15 protein-coding genes are annotated in these 15,764 nt (G+C 71.8%); 11 read left to right on the top strand and 4 right to left on the bottom strand.

Annotated features, from left to right (window positions below; genetic code table 11):
- Positions 1-44: 44 nt before the first annotated feature.
- From AC5RVZ_RS04370 to AC5RVZ_RS04400, 7 genes are all read left to right on the top strand, one after another.
- Positions 45-1,571 (top strand): ABC transporter substrate-binding protein, encoded by a 1,527-nt coding sequence (locus AC5RVZ_RS04370; protein ID WP_494064536.1) that lies wholly within the window; start codon positions 45-47, stop codon positions 1,569-1,571.
- Between the two features lie 29 nt (positions 1,572-1,600).
- Positions 1,601-2,560, top strand: coding sequence for an ABC transporter permease (locus AC5RVZ_RS04375; RefSeq protein ID WP_494064537.1), 960 nt, complete (start codon positions 1,601-1,603; stop codon positions 2,558-2,560).
- Positions 2,557-3,429, top strand: a complete 873-nt coding sequence (locus AC5RVZ_RS04380; RefSeq protein ID WP_494064538.1) for an ABC transporter permease — start codon at positions 2,557-2,559, stop codon at positions 3,427-3,429. Before AC5RVZ_RS04375 ends, AC5RVZ_RS04380 begins: the two co-directional genes overlap by 4 nt.
- The gene (locus tag AC5RVZ_RS04385; protein ID WP_494064539.1) at positions 3,426-4,256 is read left to right on the top strand and encodes an ATP-binding cassette domain-containing protein; all 831 of its coding nucleotides are present in this window, start codon (positions 3,426-3,428) and stop codon (positions 4,254-4,256) included. The genes AC5RVZ_RS04380 and AC5RVZ_RS04385 overlap by 4 nt, the downstream gene beginning before the upstream one ends.
- Positions 4,253-5,056: an ABC transporter ATP-binding protein gene (locus tag AC5RVZ_RS04390; protein WP_494064540.1), complete on the top strand. Its 804-nt coding sequence runs from the start codon at positions 4,253-4,255 to the stop codon at positions 5,054-5,056. The genes AC5RVZ_RS04385 and AC5RVZ_RS04390 overlap by 4 nt, the downstream gene beginning before the upstream one ends.
- Positions 5,057-5,142: 86 nt before the next feature.
- Positions 5,143-6,039, top strand: coding sequence for an LLM class flavin-dependent oxidoreductase (locus AC5RVZ_RS04395; protein ID WP_494064541.1), 897 nt, complete (start codon positions 5,143-5,145; stop codon positions 6,037-6,039).
- Positions 6,036-6,821 (top strand): LLM class oxidoreductase, encoded by a 786-nt coding sequence (locus AC5RVZ_RS04400; protein ID WP_494064542.1) that lies wholly within the window; start codon positions 6,036-6,038, stop codon positions 6,819-6,821. Before AC5RVZ_RS04395 ends, AC5RVZ_RS04400 begins: the two co-directional genes overlap by 4 nt.
- A 12-nt stretch (positions 6,822-6,833) precedes the next feature.
- Here AC5RVZ_RS04400 and AC5RVZ_RS04405 read toward each other — a convergent pair whose 3' ends face one another.
- Complete coding sequence (locus AC5RVZ_RS04405) at positions 6,834-8,090, bottom strand: endonuclease/exonuclease/phosphatase family protein (RefSeq protein WP_494064543.1); 1,257 nt, start codon at positions 8,088-8,090, stop codon at positions 6,834-6,836.
- A 135-nt stretch (positions 8,091-8,225) separates the two neighbouring features.
- Here AC5RVZ_RS04405 and AC5RVZ_RS04410 point away from each other — a divergent pair, with 135 nt between their 5' ends.
- From AC5RVZ_RS04410 to AC5RVZ_RS04425, 4 genes are all read left to right on the top strand, one after another.
- Positions 8,226-9,251, top strand: a complete 1,026-nt coding sequence (locus tag AC5RVZ_RS04410; protein WP_494064544.1) for an epimerase — start codon at positions 8,226-8,228, stop codon at positions 9,249-9,251.
- Between the two features lie 85 nt (positions 9,252-9,336).
- The gene (locus tag AC5RVZ_RS04415) at positions 9,337-10,860 is read left to right on the top strand and encodes an ATP-dependent DNA ligase (RefSeq protein ID WP_494064545.1); all 1,524 of its coding nucleotides are present in this window, start codon (positions 9,337-9,339) and stop codon (positions 10,858-10,860) included.
- A gap of 30 nt (positions 10,861-10,890) precedes the next feature.
- The gene (locus AC5RVZ_RS04420; RefSeq protein WP_494064546.1) at positions 10,891-11,514 is read left to right on the top strand and encodes an alpha/beta fold hydrolase; all 624 of its coding nucleotides are present in this window, start codon (positions 10,891-10,893) and stop codon (positions 11,512-11,514) included.
- Positions 11,511-12,212, top strand: coding sequence for an NAD-dependent deacylase (locus tag AC5RVZ_RS04425; protein WP_494064547.1), 702 nt, complete (start codon positions 11,511-11,513; stop codon positions 12,210-12,212). Before AC5RVZ_RS04420 ends, AC5RVZ_RS04425 begins: the two co-directional genes overlap by 4 nt.
- 45 nt (positions 12,213-12,257) lie before the next feature.
- On the opposite strand, the gene AC5RVZ_RS04430 is transcribed toward AC5RVZ_RS04425, so the two are convergent.
- From AC5RVZ_RS04430 to AC5RVZ_RS04440, 3 genes are all read right to left on the bottom strand, one after another.
- Complete coding sequence (locus tag AC5RVZ_RS04430) at positions 12,258-13,526, bottom strand: sugar ABC transporter permease (RefSeq protein ID WP_494064548.1); 1,269 nt, start codon at positions 13,524-13,526, stop codon at positions 12,258-12,260.
- Position 13,527: 1 nt separating this feature from the next.
- On the bottom strand, positions 13,528-14,349 hold the full coding sequence (locus AC5RVZ_RS04435) for an ATP-binding cassette domain-containing protein (protein ID WP_494064549.1): 822 nt from the start codon (positions 14,347-14,349) through the stop codon (positions 13,528-13,530).
- A 91-nt stretch (positions 14,350-14,440) separates the two neighbouring features.
- Positions 14,441-15,544, bottom strand: a complete 1,104-nt coding sequence (locus AC5RVZ_RS04440) for a sugar ABC transporter substrate-binding protein (RefSeq protein ID WP_494064550.1) — start codon at positions 15,542-15,544, stop codon at positions 14,441-14,443.
- Between the last annotated feature and the right edge of the window lie 220 nt (positions 15,545-15,764).

The following is a 15,764-nucleotide window of genomic DNA, read 5'->3' on the forward strand; positions in this document are numbered from 1 at the left end:
CCTCCCTTCCCTTCAGCACCACCCGAAACAGCAAAGGAATCGACGTGTCTTCACGCCTTCGACGACTGGGCACCGCCGCAGCGGCCGTGACCGCCGCCGCGCTCGTGCTCGCCGGCTGCGCCTCCGGCGGCGCGCCCGCCTCCTCGGGCGCCGCCGGCGCTCCCGACCCGGATGCCGAGATCGTCGTCGGCTCGCAGAACGAGCCGACCAACCTCGACCAGATCTTCGGCGGCAGCTCCGGCGTCACCGAGGTGTTCACCGGCAACGTCTACGAGGGTCTGTTCAAGATCACCGACGACGCGACCGTCGAGCCGCTGCTGGCCGCCGAGACCGAGGTCTCCGACGACGGCCTGGTCTACACCTTCACGCTGCAGGACGACGCGACGTTCCACTCCGGCGACCCGGTCGATGCCGAGGCGGTCAAGTACAGCCTGGAGCGCTTCGTCAGCGAGGAGTCGATCGCCGCGCGCAAGCGCCAGCTCAGCGTCATCGACCACGTCGACGTCGTGGACGACAAGACCGTCGCGGTCACCCTGACGCAGCCGTCGATCAGCTTCACCTACAACCTCGGCTACGTCTGGATCGTCAACCCGGCCGCGGGCGACCTCACCGCCAACGAGGACGGCAGCGGCCCGTACCAGCTCGCCGACTACCGCAAGGGCGACTCGATCACCCTCGAGGTGAGCGAGGACTACTGGGGCGAGGCGCCCAAGAACGGCGGGGTCGTCTACCAGTACTACGCCGACCCGACCGCCCTGAACAACGCGCTGCTGACCGGTGCCGTCGACCTCGTCACCAGCCAGTCCAACCCCGACAGCCTCGCCGAGTTCGAAGCGGCCGGCTTCCAGATCATCGAGGGCACCTCGACGACCAAGGAGCTGCTGGCCTTCAACGACCGCATCGCTCCGTTCGACGACGTGCAGGTGCGCAAGGCCGTGTACTCGGCGATCGACCGGGAGAAGCTCCTGGACGCCATCTGGGACGGCCGCGGCCAGCTCATCGGCTCGATGGTGCCGCCGTCGGAGCCCTGGTACATCGACCTCGCCGACAACAATCCGTACGACGTCGAGCTGGCCGAGGAGCTCCTCGCCGAGGCGGGCTACGCCGACGGCTTCACCTTCACGCTGGACACCCCCGACTCGGGCGTGCACTCCACCGTGGCGGAGTTCGTGAAGTCCGAGCTCGCGAAGGTCGGCATCACCGTCGAGATCAACGTCATCACCGACGACGAGTGGTACCAGAAGGTGTACACCGACAAGAACTTCGAGGCGACGCTTCAGGGTCACGTCAACGACCGCGACATCAACTTCTACGGCAACCCGGACTTCTACTGGGGCTACGACAACGCCGACGTGCAGACGTGGCTGGCCGACTCGGAGAAGGCGTCGTCGACCGACGAGCAGACCGAGCTGGTCAAGAAGGCGAACCAGCAGATCTCGGACGACGCGGCCAGCGTGTGGCTCTACCTCAACCCGCAGCTGCGCGTGGCGGCCGAGGGCGTCTCGGGCGTGCCCGAGAACGGCCTGAACTCGCTGTTCTACGTGTACGGCATCGAGAAGGCGGCATCATAGGCCGCTACCTCCTCCGACGGACAGGATTGTTGCTGCTGGCGTTCGCGCTGGCGGCGACGATCCTGTTCGTCGTGCTGCGCGTGCTCGGAAACCCCGTCTTCGCGCTCATCTCGGTCGGCGCGACGGAGGCCGATATCGCCGCCGCCGCGGCTCGGCTGGGCGTGGACCGTCCGATCTGGGAGCAGTACGTCGACTACCTCGGGCAGCTCGTGACGCTCGACCTCGGTGCATCCTTCACCAACCACCTGCCCGTCGGCGACGAGATCCTGCGACGGCTCAACGTCACGCTGCCGCTGACGCTGCTGTCCTTCGTCCTGGCCGTCGTGATCGCCGTCCCCGTGGGCTTCTTCGCGGCGTGGAAGTCGCGCACCTGGTACGGCGCCACCTTCTCCGCGCTGTCCCAGCTCGGGGGAGCGGTGCCGGTCTTCTGGGTCGGGATCCTCCTCATCGCGGTGCTCTCGCTCGGCTGGCGCCTCTTCCCGGCAGGCGGCTTCCCGCGGACGGATTGGGCCGACCCGGGCGCCGCGCTGTACGCCCTCGCACTCCCGGTCACGACGATCGCGCTCGTGGCCGGCAGCGACCTCGCCCGCTACGTCCGCAGCGCGACCCTCGACATCCTCGGACAGCAGTACATGCGCGCAGCGCGCGCGACGGGGCAGAGCTTCGCCACCGCGCTGTGGCGCCACGGCATCCGCAACGGCGTCGTGCCGGTGATCTCGATCCTCGCGATCATGCTGTCGACCACCTTCGTCGGCGCGGTCGTCATCGAGCGGGTGTTCGCGCTGCCGGGCCTCGGCGACATGCTGCTGGTCGGCATCAAGGAGCAGGACTTCCCCAGCGTGCAGGGCGTGCTGCTGTTCTCCACCGCGCTCGTGCTGCTGCTGGGCTTCGCGGCCGACGTGATCCAGCGGATCATCGATCCGCGGCTGCGTGACACGATCTCGGGCAACCGGCGCCGGGCGCCCGTGGAAGCGGAGGTCCCGGCATGACCGTGACCATCCCCACCACCCAGACCGGCTCGGCACCCGTGCCCCGCAGGCCCCGCGCCCGGCGCTCCCTCAACCTGGCGATCGGCGGTGTGCTGTTCGGGGCCATCGCCGTCATCGCGCTGATCTCGCTCGTCTGGACGCCCTACGGTCTCGAGGACACCACCGGCGAGCGGCTCGCTGCACCGTCACCGGAGCATTGGGCGGGGACCGACCGCCTGGGACGCGACCTGTTCTCGCAGCTCATGGTCGGCGCGCGCCTGGCCATGGCCGTCGGGTTCGGCTCCGTCTTCATCGCCGCCGTCGTCGGCGTGGTGCTGGGCTTGGCCGCGGCGATCGCCAAGCGCTGGATCGATGACGCGATCTCGAGCCTCCTCGACATCGCCATCGCGTTCCCCACCCTGCTCCTGGCGATGCTCATCGTCGCGTGGCGGGGCGCTTCGATGGAGTCGGCGATCCTCGCGATCGGCCTCGCCGGCGCGGCCGTGATCGCGCGGCTCACGCGCATCACCGCCACCCGTGTGCTCGCCCAGGACTTCGTCACCGCTTCCCGCACATCGGGAACCGGCCCGCTGCGGCTGATCGGGCTGCACGTGCTGCCGAACGTGTGGCCGACCCTCATCGTCCCGCTCGCGCTGCAGTTCGGCGGTGCCGTCGTGGCCGAGGCATCCCTGTCGTACCTGGGGCTGGGCTCGCCACCCCCGAACGCCTCGTGGGGGCGGATGCTGCAGGAGGCGCAGAGCACGGTGCTCGTCTCGCCCCTCGCAGCGATCCTTCCCGGCATCCTGCTGGTCGCCACCATCATCGGGATGAACCTGCTCGCCGACGGCCTGCGCGATGTCGCCGACCCCTCCTCGAGGAGCATCCGATGACGCCGCTGCTCACACTGGACCGGCTCGGCGTGCGCCTGGAGGCTCCGCAGCCGCGCGACCTCGTCGAGTCGGTGTCGCTGACGCTCCGCCCCGGCGAGCGGCTGGGCATCATCGGCGAATCCGGCTCCGGGAAATCGCTCACGGCCCTGGCGATCCTGGGGCTGCTCGCCCATCCGCTGCGCGCCCGCGGACACGCGCGGCTTGCGGCCGGCGGCGTCGACGTCGACGTCGTCACCGCGCCGCAGCGGCGCCTGGACCGCGTGCGCGGCTCGATCGTCAGCGCGGTGTTCCAAGAGCCGCTGGCATCGCTGGACCCGCTCATGCGGATCGGCAAGCAGCTGTCGTGGCCCCTCGCTCATCACCGCGGCCTGCGCGGAGACGCCCTGCGACGCGCGGTGCTCGACGCGCTCGCAGACGTGCAGCTGCCGCACCCCGAGCGCATCGCGCGCTCGTACATCCACGAGATCTCAGGCGGGCAGCGCCAGCGCGTGGCGATCGCCCTGGCGCTGGCGGCAGGGCCGCAGCTGCTCATCGCCGACGAGCCCACGACGGCGCTGGATGTGACCGTGCAGGCGGGCGTGCTGGAGCTGCTGCAGCGGGAGGTGTCCGAGCGCGGCATGACGCTCGTCTTCATCAGCCACGACCTGCCGGTCGTCGCAGGGATCACCGACCGGGTGCTGGTGATGCGCCAGGGGCGTCAGGTGGAGCTGGCCGACACCGCCACGCTGCTGGCGGCACCGGAGGCGGAGTACACCCGGACGCTCGTGGCGGCTTCGCGCGAGCTGGATGCCTTCCTCCCGACCCCCGAGAAGGAAGGGACGTCATGACGGATGCCGCGCACCCGCCCAGCTCCAGCCGGGGTGCCGCGCTGCTGGCAGCCGAGGACGTGAGCTTCCGCTACCAGCACGACGCGCCGGTGCTGCACGACGTCGGATTCTCCGTGGCCCCCGGGGAGAGCGTCGGGCTGGTCGGCGAGTCCGGCGCGGGGAAGACCACCTTGCTGCGCATCCTGCTGGGCCTGGCGACCCCCACCGCGGGGCGGGTCCTGTTCGCCGGCGCGCCGCTGAACCGCCGCAGCCGCGCGGCGATGCGGGAGTTCCGTCGCGCGGTGCAGCCGGTGTACCAGGACCCGTTCTCGTCACTGGACCCCCGCGTCCGCGTCGGCGACTCGATCGCCGAGCCGCTGCGCTCGCTCGGCCTGGGACTGGACAGGGCCGGCAGGGCCGCGCGGGTCGCAGAGCTCCTGCAGGCCGTGGACCTGCCCGCGGACGCCGCATCCCGATATCCCGACGCGTTCTCGGGCGGGCAGCGGCAGCGCATCGCCATCGCGCGCGCTCTCGCCCCGCGGCCGCGGGTGCTGCTGGCCGACGAGCCGGTGAGCGCGCTGGACACCTCGGTCCGCATGACCGTCATCGAGCTGTTCCAGCGCCTCGCGCGCGAGCGCGGCATCGCCATGGTGCTCGTCTCGCACGACCTCACGATCGTGTCGGCGCTGTGCGCCCGCATGGCGGTGCTGCAGGGCGGTCGCGTGGTGGAGGAGGGGCCGACCCGGCGGGTGCTCGAACGACCCGAGCATCCCTACACGACCCGGCTGCTGTCAGCCGTACCGCGACTGCCGGCGGTCTGAACCCGCGCGCGGCCTGCGCACGCGCGGCCGTCCGCAGGTGAGGGCGTCGGCTCGCGCGGGGCCACGGCGGCTGACAGAGTGGATGCATGACCCGCATCGGCGCGATCTTCCATCCCCACACGCATGCGCCGGATGAGTTCCGCGCCGCCGTGCTGGCCGCCGAGGCGGCCGGCGTCGCCGAACTGTGGGTGTGGGAGGACTGCTTCGGGCAGTCGGCGTTCGCGAGCGTGGGAGCGGCGCTGGCGTGGACCGAGCGCCTGCGCATCGGCATCGGCATCGCACCGATGCCGCTGCGCAACGTCGCGCTGACGGCGATGGAGATCGCGACGCTCGAGCGGCTCTTCCCCGGGCGTCTGTTGCCGGGCGTCGGCCACGGCGTGCAGTCGTGGATGGCCCAGGCGGGCGCACGCGTCCGCTCGCCACTGACCCTCATGCGCGAGTACGTCCCCGCGCTACGCGCGCTGCTCGCCGGGGAACGGATCGAGGTGCAGGGCGACTACGTCACGCTCGCGGATGTGACGCTGGACCACGCGCCGGACACCGCCCCGGCCGTCTACGCCGCGGCCGAGGGACCGCGAACGCTGCGGCTGAGCGGCGAGGTCGCCGACGGCACGGTGCTCGACAGCCGGCACACACCGGCGGAGCTGGCCGCCGCGGTCTCCTCCATCCGCGCCGCGCGCTCCGAGGCCGGCCGGGACGGCGGGCATGACATGGTCGCCTACGTGGTGACCGCCTTCGGAGCGGATGCCGAGGCCCGGGCCGTCGCCGCCGTCGGCGAACGCGATGAACCGGTCGAGCGCGCGCTGTGGGGAGAGCCGGCCGAGGTCGCGGACCGCGCGCGCGCGTTCTTCGACGCCGGTGTCGACGACATCGTCCTGCAGCCGACGTCACGGGTGGATCTTCGCGAGTTCTACGCCGCGGCCGGGGAGGTCGCGCGGCTCGTCGAGGCGTGGTCGCCGGTCAGCGGAGGCGCGTCGTCATGACCGGACTGCTGTCGGTCGGCATCGCCGCGGCGGCGGGCACGGATGTCGCCGCCCGGGTCGCCTCCGAAGCAGAGGCCGCGGGCCTGCACGCCCTGTGGGTCAACGACACTCCGGGGCACGACGCTCTGGAGTCCCTGGCCGCGGCCGCGCGCGTGACGGATCGGCTGGTGCTGGCCACGGGGGTGCTGCCGGTGGACCGCCGTCGCGCCGACGAGGTGATCGCCCGCGTGAGCGAGTTCGGGCTGCCGCCCGCGCGGCTGGTGCTCGGAGTGGGCTCCGGCGCGGGCGCCGTGGGAGCCCTCGCCCGCGTGTGGGACGCCGTGGGCGAGCTGCGCGGCGCGGAGACCCTCCGCGACGCGCGAGTGGTCGTGGGCGCACTGGGTCCGCGGGTGCGGCGGCTCGGTGCGGAGGCATCCCATGGTCTGCTGCTCAGCTGGCTGACGCCCGAGATCGCCGCTGCGCAGCGCCGACGGGCGCGGGCGATCGCGCCGGCGGCGTCGGTGGCGCTGTACGTGCGCGCCGCCGCCGAGCCCGAGGCGCTGTCCCGCCTCGAGGAAGAGGCCTCGCGGTATGCCGGCTACCCCGCGTACGCCGCGAACTTCGCCCGGCTGGGGATCGGCGCCCGCGACACGGTGGTGCGGCCGGACGCCTTCGCGTCCACGGTCGCGGCGTACCGCACGGCCGTCGACGAGGTCGTGCTGCGGGCGGTCACCGCCGGAGAGGCCGCCGACGACTACGTGCGCTTCGTCCGCGTCGCCGCCGCGGCGGCGGCCTCCGTGTGAGGGTCGGCGTCCTCAGCGGCCGACGCGCGGAACCTCCACGTCGACCCACACCAGGCGGTGGTCGCTGCTGGGGAACGGGAACACGCCGGTGAGAGCGGACAGCGGGTCCGACTGGACCGGCCAGAAGACCCCCGCTCCCGCGACGCGCAGCGACCGCGACGGCAGGACGTAGTCGACGCGCAGGTTACCGGGGGCGGTGTCGGCGAAGTCGGCGGTGTCCAGGCTCGGGTCCCCACGGTGGGCGAGGTTCGCCCCGCCCTGCAGCGCCGCCGCCTCGGCGGCTCCCTGCGAGCGCGGCATCGGGTCCTGGATGCGGCGGCTGCTCAGGAGCTGGTCGACCGCGGCGTCCACGGAGTCGCCGTCGAGGGGATCGGCGTTCTGGTCTCCGAGGATGACGAACGACTCCGACGGAGACAGGCCTCCTCGGCCGCCCTGGTCGTCGTAGATGTACCGCGACCGCCCGGGCGTGACATAGTCGGCCCAGAACCGGATCTCGTCGTGGTTGCGTCGGCCGTTGCGGTCCTCGGCCCCGTCGAAGGTCGGAGGCGTCGGGTGCGACGCGAGGACGTGCACCGTCTGCTCGCCGACACGCACCGGGACGTCCCAGTGCGACTTGCTGGACAGGCGCACGACCTGGAGCTCCTCCGGCGAGTACCAGTCCGCGGGTGCGGTCGTGGCCGGGTCGTCGGGCAGGAGGGCGCCGGGCATGTCCTTCCAGAGGAAGTGCTGGAAGGTGCGCACCTCGTCCTGGACGATCGGATGCTTCGACAGCACCGCCATCCCGTACTGTCCTTCGAAGGCGCCGAAGCCGAACGCGTCATCGCCCCCACCGACGGTGCCGTCGTTGTTGAGGTCGAAGCCGCTGGGAACGCCGGTGTTGGACGGTGCGACGAAGGCGTACGGGTACTCGATCGCCGGCGCGCCGTTCTGACTCACCTCCAGATAGTTGTCGCGGAAGGCGTCGACGGCCGCGCGGCTGCCGACGTCGTCGAACTCGTTGAGGAGGATCACGTCCGGATCCGCACGCTGGATGATCTCCGCGACCGTGCGCGCCTGCGCGTTGGTTCCCGTCGACAGATCGGCTAGGAGCTGCCCGGGAGCGTTGCGGTTCAGGGACAGGTTGAACGTGGCCACGCGCAGCGGGTCGGCCTGCGCGGGGCGGGCAGCGGAGGCGGGCGCGGCCGTCGCCGCCGTCGCGCCGGCGGTGCCGGTGACAGCGAGGGCGAGGGCGGCCACGGCCACTGCGGTCGAGCGGAGTCGGCGGGACATCGATTCTCCTTCGGCGTGGATGTCGTCGTATCGGCGCGACCGGCGAGGCGGTCGCAAGCGGACACGGCCACGTTAGACGGCGAAGGTGGCGCGGGGAAGAACGGCAGGCGACCGCACGGGTGCGACACTGTGGAGGTGACCTCGCCCTCCACCGCCGGAACGTCCAGCCCGCGCCCGAGAGCCGTGGTCGCCGGCGCGTCGGGGTTCGTCGGGACCGCGCTGTCGCGTGCCCTCGGCGACGACGGGTTCGAGGTCCGCACCATCGGACGAGCCGGAGCCGATGTGCGCTGGGACGACGACGCGGCCATCGACGCCGCCGTCGACGGCGCCGCGCTGCTGGTGAACCTCGCCGGCAAGAGCGTGAACTGCCGGTACACCGACCGGAATCGCGACGAGATCCTGCGCTCGCGGGTGCAGACGACGCGTCGGCTGCGCCGGGCGGTCGCGGATGCCGTGACGCCGCCCCCGCTCTGGCTCAACGCCGGCACCGCCACCATCTACCGGTACGCCCTCGACCGTCCGCAGACCGAGACCGACGGCGAGCTGGGGGAGGGGTTCTCGGTGGATGTCGCGCGGACCTGGGAGGAGGAGTTCTTCGCCGGGGACCTCCCCGGCACGCGCCGCGTCGCGCTGCGCATGGCCATCGTGCTCGGTGACGGGCCTGCCACCCGCACCCTCATGCGCCTGGCTCGCGTGGGACTGGGCGGACCGCAGCATGACGGGTGGTGGTTCCCGCACGGTCGATACCGCGGCATCGGGCCGGAGCCCACCGGGGCCGCGAGGGCGCCGTGGCACCGATCGCGCGGGCGGCAGCGGTTCAGCTGGATCCACATCGAAGACGTGATCGGCGCGGTGCGGTTCCTCGCGCAGCATCCCGAGATCGAGGGACCGGTCAACCTCGCCGCGCCGCACCCGAGCGACAACCGCACGCTGATGGCGACGCTGCGCCGCGTGGTCGGTGCGCCCGTGGGGCTTCCCGCCTGGCGGTTCATGCTCGAACCGGCGATGTGGGCGCTGCGGACCGAGCCGGAGCTGGTGCTCAAGAGCCGATGGGTCCTTCCCGGCGTGCTCGCCGACGCCGGCTTCCGCTTCTCGTATCCCGACCTCGAACCCGCGCTGCGCGCGGTCGTCCAGCGGACGATGGCCGGGCGGCGCGCATGAGGACGGGTCCTGCGCGGCCGCGGGTCCGCCTTTCCGCGGCGAGCTGATGGGGCGCGCCGTCGGCGCGCGATGGGAGAATTCCGGAATGCTGCTGCACCAGCTCGTCACCGCGACCGAAGCGGTGGCCGCCACGTCGTCGAGGCTGTCGAAGGTGGCGGCGCTCGCCGCGGCGCTGGGTGGCCTGGACGAGGACGAGGTGGCGCCCGCGATCGGCCTGCTCACGGCCACGCCCCGTCAGGGCAGGATCGGGATCGGCTGGCGGAGCCTCGCGGGCCTGGACGTCGGACACGCCGCCGCCCCGGCACTGGAGGTGCGGGATGTCGATGCGGCGCTGGACCGGCTGGCGGCCGCGGACGGACGCGGATCGGTGAGCGCGCGGCGTGCCTCCCTCGAGGAGCTCGCCCGACGTGCCACGGCCCCGGAGTGGGACTTCCTCTCCCGCGTCATCCTCGGTGAGCTCCGCACCGGCGCGCTCGAGGGTGTGCTGATCGACGCCATCGCGAAGGCGGCCGATCGGAGCCCCGCCGCCGTGCGCCGAGCCGCGATGCTGTCGGGAGACCTGGGTCACACCGCGCGGGTCGCGCTCACCGGCGCCCCCGACGACCTCGATGCCATCGGGCTCGAGGTGGGGCGCCCCGTCCTGCCGATGCTCGCCTCGACGGCGGCATCGACCCGCGAGGCGCTGGCGGCGCTCGGCGGCGACGCATCCGTCGAGTACAAGCTGGACGGCGCCCGCATCCAGGTGCACCGCGACGGCGACGACGTGCGAGTGTACACGCGGAGCCTCGCCGACATCACCCACCGCGTCCCCGAGATCGTCGAGGCCGTGCGCGCTCTTCCCGCCGGACGGGTCATCCTCGACGGCGAGACGCTCGCGCTGGACGAGGACGGGGCCCCGCGCCCCTTCCAGGACACCATGGCGCGGTTCGGCTCCGAGACGCCGCCCGCCGTCGCCCTGCGGCCGTGGTTCTTCGACATCCTTCACGTCGACGGGCGTGACCTGATCGATGAGCCCCTGCTGACCCGACTGGCAGAGCTCGAGCGCGTGGCCGGACCCTCGCGCATCCCCGGCATCGTCACCGCCGACACCGAACGTGCCGAGGACTTCTCGCGGGAGGCGCTCGCCGCCGGGCACGAGGGCGTGATGGTGAAGGCCATCGACGCGCCCTACGCCGCCGGCCGGCGCGGGAAGAGCTGGCTCAAGGTCAAGCCCGTGCTGACGTACGATCTGGTCGTGCTCGCGGTCGAGTGGGGATCGGGACGCCGGGCCGGGCTGCTGTCGAACCTTCACCTCGGGGCGCGCGACCCCGACGGAGACTTCGGCGAGGCGGGCGGGTTCGTCATGGTCGGCAAGACCTTCAAGGGCCTGACCGATGAGACCCTGCGGTGGCAGACCGCGCACTTCCCGACCATCCAGACGCACCGTTCCTCGTACGCCGTGCACGTGCGTCCCGAGACCGTCGTGGAGATCGCGATCGACGGCGTGCAGCGCTCCCCGCGCTACCCGGGAGGCGTCGCTCTGCGCTTCGCCCGTGTCAAGGGCTACCGCCCCGACAAGCGCGCGGACGAGGCCGACACCATCGGGACGCTGCGCGCCCTGCTGCGCTGACCATCCCAGCGAGCGACTTAGGATGGCCCGATGATGCAGGCCGCCGTTCCCGCCGCGGACTTCGAGTTCCGCAGCTTCGGGGCGCCGGGCGCCGAGCGCGCGGTGTTCGTGCTTCGTGAAGGGCCCGCCGCCACGACCGACCCCGATCCGGCCGCCACCTCGCGACGAGACGTCCGGGTGATCGCCGTGGGGGTGACGGCCGACGACATCGAGGATCCGTCCTCCTACCGGGGCGCGACGCCGGCCGCCATCGCCGCCGCGGCGCTGGTGAGGATGGTGGACGAGGAGGCGCACGGCAGACCCGTCGGCCTCGTCGGCGTCGGCGCCGCGGGGGAGCTCTCGCTCATGGTCGCGGCGCGACTGGGTGCGGCCGTGGACCGCCTGGTCCTCGTCGGCATCGCCGAGCCGCGTACCGGCCTGGACCGGGAGGAGGTCGCCGAGCTGCTGGGGACCATCCCCGCGCAGACGCTCATCCTCAACAGCCGCGACGACCCCGAGGCGTCCGCCGCCGCCGCGCGCTGGCACGAGGAGCGACTCCCGTCCGCGCGGGTCGAGATGGTTCCGGGGGCCGGTGACACCGACCCGCGCGTGAGCCTCCCCGACGTGTGGGACCGGGTGCTGTCTCATGCGGCGCCCGGCACTGTGCGGCCATGACCCGCATCGTCGTGCTCACCGGCGCCGGCATCTCCGCCGAGAGCGGCGTTCCGACCTTCCGCGGCGCGGAAGGACTGTGGGAGGGTCATCGGATCGAAGACGTGGCCACGCCTGAGGCGTTCGAGGCCGATCCCGACACCGTCCAGCGCTTCTACGACGCGCGACGGCGGGCGCTGCGCACTGTCGGCCCGAACGCCGCGCACCGCGCGCTGGCGCGACTCGAGAGCGCGTACGGCTCGGAGCTTCTCGTGGTGACCCAGAACGTCGACGACCTGCACGAGCGGGCAGGCAGCATCCGGCTGATCCACATGCACGGGGAGCTGCGGCGGGCGCGGTGCACCGCGTGCGGCGCCCGGCCTCGCTGGGACGATGATCTGGCGGACCGACCGCCGTGTCCGGTCTGCCGGCGACCGGCGCTGCGTCCCGACGTCGTGTGGTTCGGTGAGATGCCGTACGAGCTCGCGCGCATCGAGGAGGCCGTGGTGGCGTGCGACGTCTTCTGCGCGATCGGCACATCCGGGGCCGTCTACCCCGCCGCGGGATACGCCGCCCTCGCTTCCGCGTTCGGGGCGCACACCGTCGAGCTGAACCTCGAGCCCACGGATGCCGTCGTCCCGTTCGACGAGGCCCGCACCGGGCTCGCGAGCGAGGCGGTGCCGGCCTGGGTCGACGAGATGCTGGCACGCCGCGCAACGTGAAAGCGCCGGGCGGGAGCATCCGCCCGGCGCTTCCTCGGCCGCCTGCTAGACCCGCATGCCGCCGCCGGCGCGCAGACGGGACACCGCGTCGACGGTCGCCGCGAGGATCAGCACGCCGCCCGTGACGAGCAGGTTGATGCCCGCGGGGAGGTTCAGAAGGCCCAGGCCGTTGGTGATCACGGCGACGACCACCGCGCCGATCGCGGCGTGGATCAGTCGTCCGCGGCCGCCGAAGAGGCTGACGCCGCCCACGACCGCCGCCGCGACGCCGGACAGGACGATGTCGCGTCCGACCGTCGCGTCGACCGAGCCGACGCGCGCGACGCTCAGCAGGGCCGAGAAGACCGCCAGGCTGGAGCCGATGACGAACGCCCACCACTTGATCCAGCGCACCTTGATGCCCGAGCGGCGCGCGGCCTCGGCGTTGCCGCCGATGGCGTAGATGTAGCGTCCGAACTTCGTGCGGTCCAGCACGAACGTGCCGATCCACAGGATGGCGAGCACCACCGGCACGACGACCGGGACGCCGGCGACCTCGACCACGGACTGGCCGCGGTTCTGGTTCAGCACGTACACGACCGCACCGCCGAGGACGGCGATCGTGGCGAGCTTGATCCACACCAGCGAGATCGCGCGGTTGGGAACGCCCGCGCGCGTGCGGCGGGCGCGGTCCCAGAACGACGTGGCGGCCGAGATCGCCAGCATCACGGCCAGCAGCACCCAGCCGCCCCACACCGGGAGGTTGCTGTTCTGCAGGGCGACGATCTCGGGGACCTCGATGCGGAACAGGCCGCCCGGGCCGATGATCACCAGCGCGAGGCCCTGATAGCCGAGGAACAGACCCAGCGTCACGACGAACGACGGGATGCCCACGCGTGCCACGAAGAAGCCTATGAGCGCGCCGGTGAGGAACCCGAAGCCGAAGCCGATGAGCAGGGCGAGCGGCCACGGGATCCCCTGGGCGGCGAGGACCACGAACAGAGCCATGCCGACGCCGCCGGTGACGCCGGCCGACAGGTCGATCTCGCCCAGCAGCAGCACGAAGACGAGCGCCATGGCGAGCACGACGAGCGTCGCCGCCTGGTTCAGGAGGTTGGCGAAGTTGCGCTCGGTGAGGAAGAAGGGGCTGAGGATCGAGAAGAGGATCCCCAGCACCGCCAGTCCGCCTACGGCCGGCAGCGCTCCCATGTCGCCCCCGCGCACGCGCTGCCACCAGCCGCGGATCTGATCGCCCAGGCCGCCTTCGACGCCGCTGCCGATCAGGTCGCTCGCGACCGGATCCGGTGCGGCCTCCGTGCGTGTCGCGTTGCTCATGTCAGACTCCCTCGGTGCGGATGGTCGACGTGTCGACGATGTCGATCCCGCCCATCGTCTTGGTTCCGGTGATGTAGCCGACCACGTCGTCGCGCGTGGTCTCGCGGGTCGGGATCTGCGCGACCATCTGACCCAGGTAGAGCACGGCGATGTCGTCGGCGACCTCGAAGACGTCGGCCAGATTGTGACTGATGAGCACGACGGCGACGCCCTGCTCCGACAGTCGGCGCACGAGGTTGAGCACCTGCTCGGTCTGCGCCACGCCGAGTGCTGCCGTGGGTTCGTCGAGGATCACCACGCGTGCCTTCTTCAGCACAGCGCGCGCGATGGCGACCGTCTGGCGCTGGCCGCCCGACAGGCTCGAGACCTTCTGCCGTACGGATTTCACGGTGCGCACGGACAGGGAGCGGAGCGTGTCGGATGCCTCCTTCTCCATCCGTCCTTCGTCGAACGTCCCGGCCGAGAGCTCCTCGCGACCGAGGAACATGTTCTGGACGATGTCGAGGTTGTCGCACAGCGCGAGGTCCTGGTAGACGACCTCGATGCCCAGGCTCGAGGAGTCCCGGGGCGTATGGAGGTCTCGATGGAGGCCGTCGATGAGGACCTCGCCCTCGTCGTACGGCTGCACGCCGGCGAGACCCTTGATCAGCGTGGACTTGCCCGCGCCGTTGTCGCCGACGAGGGCCGTGACCCTGCCGGGGTGGACCTCGAGGTCGACGCCCTTGAGGACGCTGACCGGTCCGAAGGACTTCTTGACGCCGACGAGCTTGATGATCGGCTCGGTGCCGACCGCGGTGTGTGAGGCGGTGATGGTGTCTGACATGCTCGCTTCCTTGCGATCCGGCGGTGCCCAGCGCGGAGGGCGTCGCGTCTTCGCCGGACGCGACGCCCTCACGGCTGCGGACCGGTGGGTCTTACTCGGTCACTCCGAACTCATCGCACTTGGCCTTGACCTCTGCGGTGCAGACCTCGTCGTACGACGCGTCACCGGCGGCGATGACGTCCTTCACCTTGTCGGGCCCGACGAGGATGGGCGTCACCTGGATGTAGGGCGTGCCGTCCTCGAGCTCCGCGTCGGTCGACACCTCCTCGCCGCTGAGCAGCGCGACCGCGGTGTCCACCGCTGCGGCGGCCTCGTCGGCGACCGGCTTGTACACCGTCGCCGTCTGCCAGCCCAGCAGGATGTTCTGCAGGCCCGCGGCGTTGGCATCCTGACCGGACACCGCGACACCCGTGAGGTTGTTGTCCTGCAGCACCTTGATCACGCCCGCGGCGTTGGTGTCGTTGGCTGCCCAGACGCCGTCGACCCTGCCGCCGAGCGAAGTCAGGGCCTGCTCGAAGTTGGTCTGCGACTTGCGCTGATCCCACACGCCCGGAGGCTCGGCGGCCGGCTTGATGCCCGCGGCCTCCATGACCTCGACCGCACCCTCCTTGAACATCGCGGCGTTGCCGTCGGTGGGATCGCCGCCCATGTAGACCACGACCGCGGTGGCGGGGTCCTTGCCGGCGGCGGCGAGGCCGTCGAGCACCGCCTGGCCCTGGAGACGGCCCACCTCGACGTTGTCGAACGAGACGTAGTAGTCGGCGCCCGCGAACGGGCGGTCATAGGCGATGACCGGGATGCCCTCGGCCTTGGCCTTGTCGGCGACCGCTTCGGCGGCGCCCTGGTAGTCCACGAGCAGCATGACGCCGCAGCCCTGCGTGAGCTGCTGGTCGGCGATGGTCGAGAACTTGTTCACGTCGCCCTGCGCGTTCTGGATGTCGACCTCGAAGCCGGCGCCCTCCAGGCCCTCCTGAAGGTACCTGCGGTCGAAGTTCTCCCAGCGCGGCGAGGAGGCCGCGTCGGGGAGGATCACGCATGCGCGACCGGCCGCGTCCCCGCCGCCGTTGCCGCCGTCCCCGCCGCCGTTGCCGCCGCCGCCGTTGCCGCCGCCGCCTCCGCCGGCACAGCCGGCGAGCATCACTGCGGCAGCGCCCGAGAAGGCCGCCACAGCCAGGAGTGAAGACTTCTTCATCATTCGCCTTTCGTCATTGAAAACCGCGCTCCCCAGGAACGCCCCTGGCGCACATCGCGCTGCCACCGATCCTGACGATCACCGTTCTTGGCGTCAAGAGTTGAACGTAACGCTTTCGCAACGGGCGCACACCGCTGGCCCACGCGGAATGGCTCAGCTTGCCGCAGGGCGCGAGACCGAGCAATATGTGCCATTGGGTGGGATGAATCAAAGCAGATCGCTG

The sequence above is a fragment of the Arthrobacter sp. Cza30 genome (assembly GCF_059090765.1).

Coding starts and splice junctions, on each gene's coding strand:
- AC5RVZ_RS04430 (WP_494064548.1), bottom strand. CDS start 13,526: ATGAGCAACGCGACACGCACGGAGGCCGCACCGGATCCGGTCGCGAGC.
- AC5RVZ_RS04415 (WP_494064545.1), top strand. CDS start 9,337: ATGCTGCTGCACCAGCTCGTCACCGCGACCGAAGCGGTGGCCGCCACG.
- AC5RVZ_RS04440 (WP_494064550.1), bottom strand. CDS start 15,544: ATGATGAAGAAGTCTTCACTCCTGGCTGTGGCGGCCTTCTCGGGCGCT.
- AC5RVZ_RS04400 (WP_494064542.1), top strand. CDS start 6,036: ATGACCGGACTGCTGTCGGTCGGCATCGCCGCGGCGGCGGGCACGGAT.
- AC5RVZ_RS04395 (WP_494064541.1), top strand. CDS start 5,143: ATGACCCGCATCGGCGCGATCTTCCATCCCCACACGCATGCGCCGGAT.
- AC5RVZ_RS04390 (WP_494064540.1), top strand. CDS start 4,253: ATGACGGATGCCGCGCACCCGCCCAGCTCCAGCCGGGGTGCCGCGCTG.
- AC5RVZ_RS04385 (WP_494064539.1), top strand. CDS start 3,426: ATGACGCCGCTGCTCACACTGGACCGGCTCGGCGTGCGCCTGGAGGCT.
- AC5RVZ_RS04425 (WP_494064547.1), top strand. CDS start 11,511: ATGACCCGCATCGTCGTGCTCACCGGCGCCGGCATCTCCGCCGAGAGC.
- AC5RVZ_RS04405 (WP_494064543.1), bottom strand. CDS start 8,090: ATGTCCCGCCGACTCCGCTCGACCGCAGTGGCCGTGGCCGCCCTCGCC.
- AC5RVZ_RS04435 (WP_494064549.1), bottom strand. CDS start 14,349: ATGTCAGACACCATCACCGCCTCACACACCGCGGTCGGCACCGAGCCG.
- AC5RVZ_RS04420 (WP_494064546.1), top strand. CDS start 10,891: ATGATGCAGGCCGCCGTTCCCGCCGCGGACTTCGAGTTCCGCAGCTTC.
- AC5RVZ_RS04380 (WP_494064538.1), top strand. CDS start 2,557: ATGACCGTGACCATCCCCACCACCCAGACCGGCTCGGCACCCGTGCCC.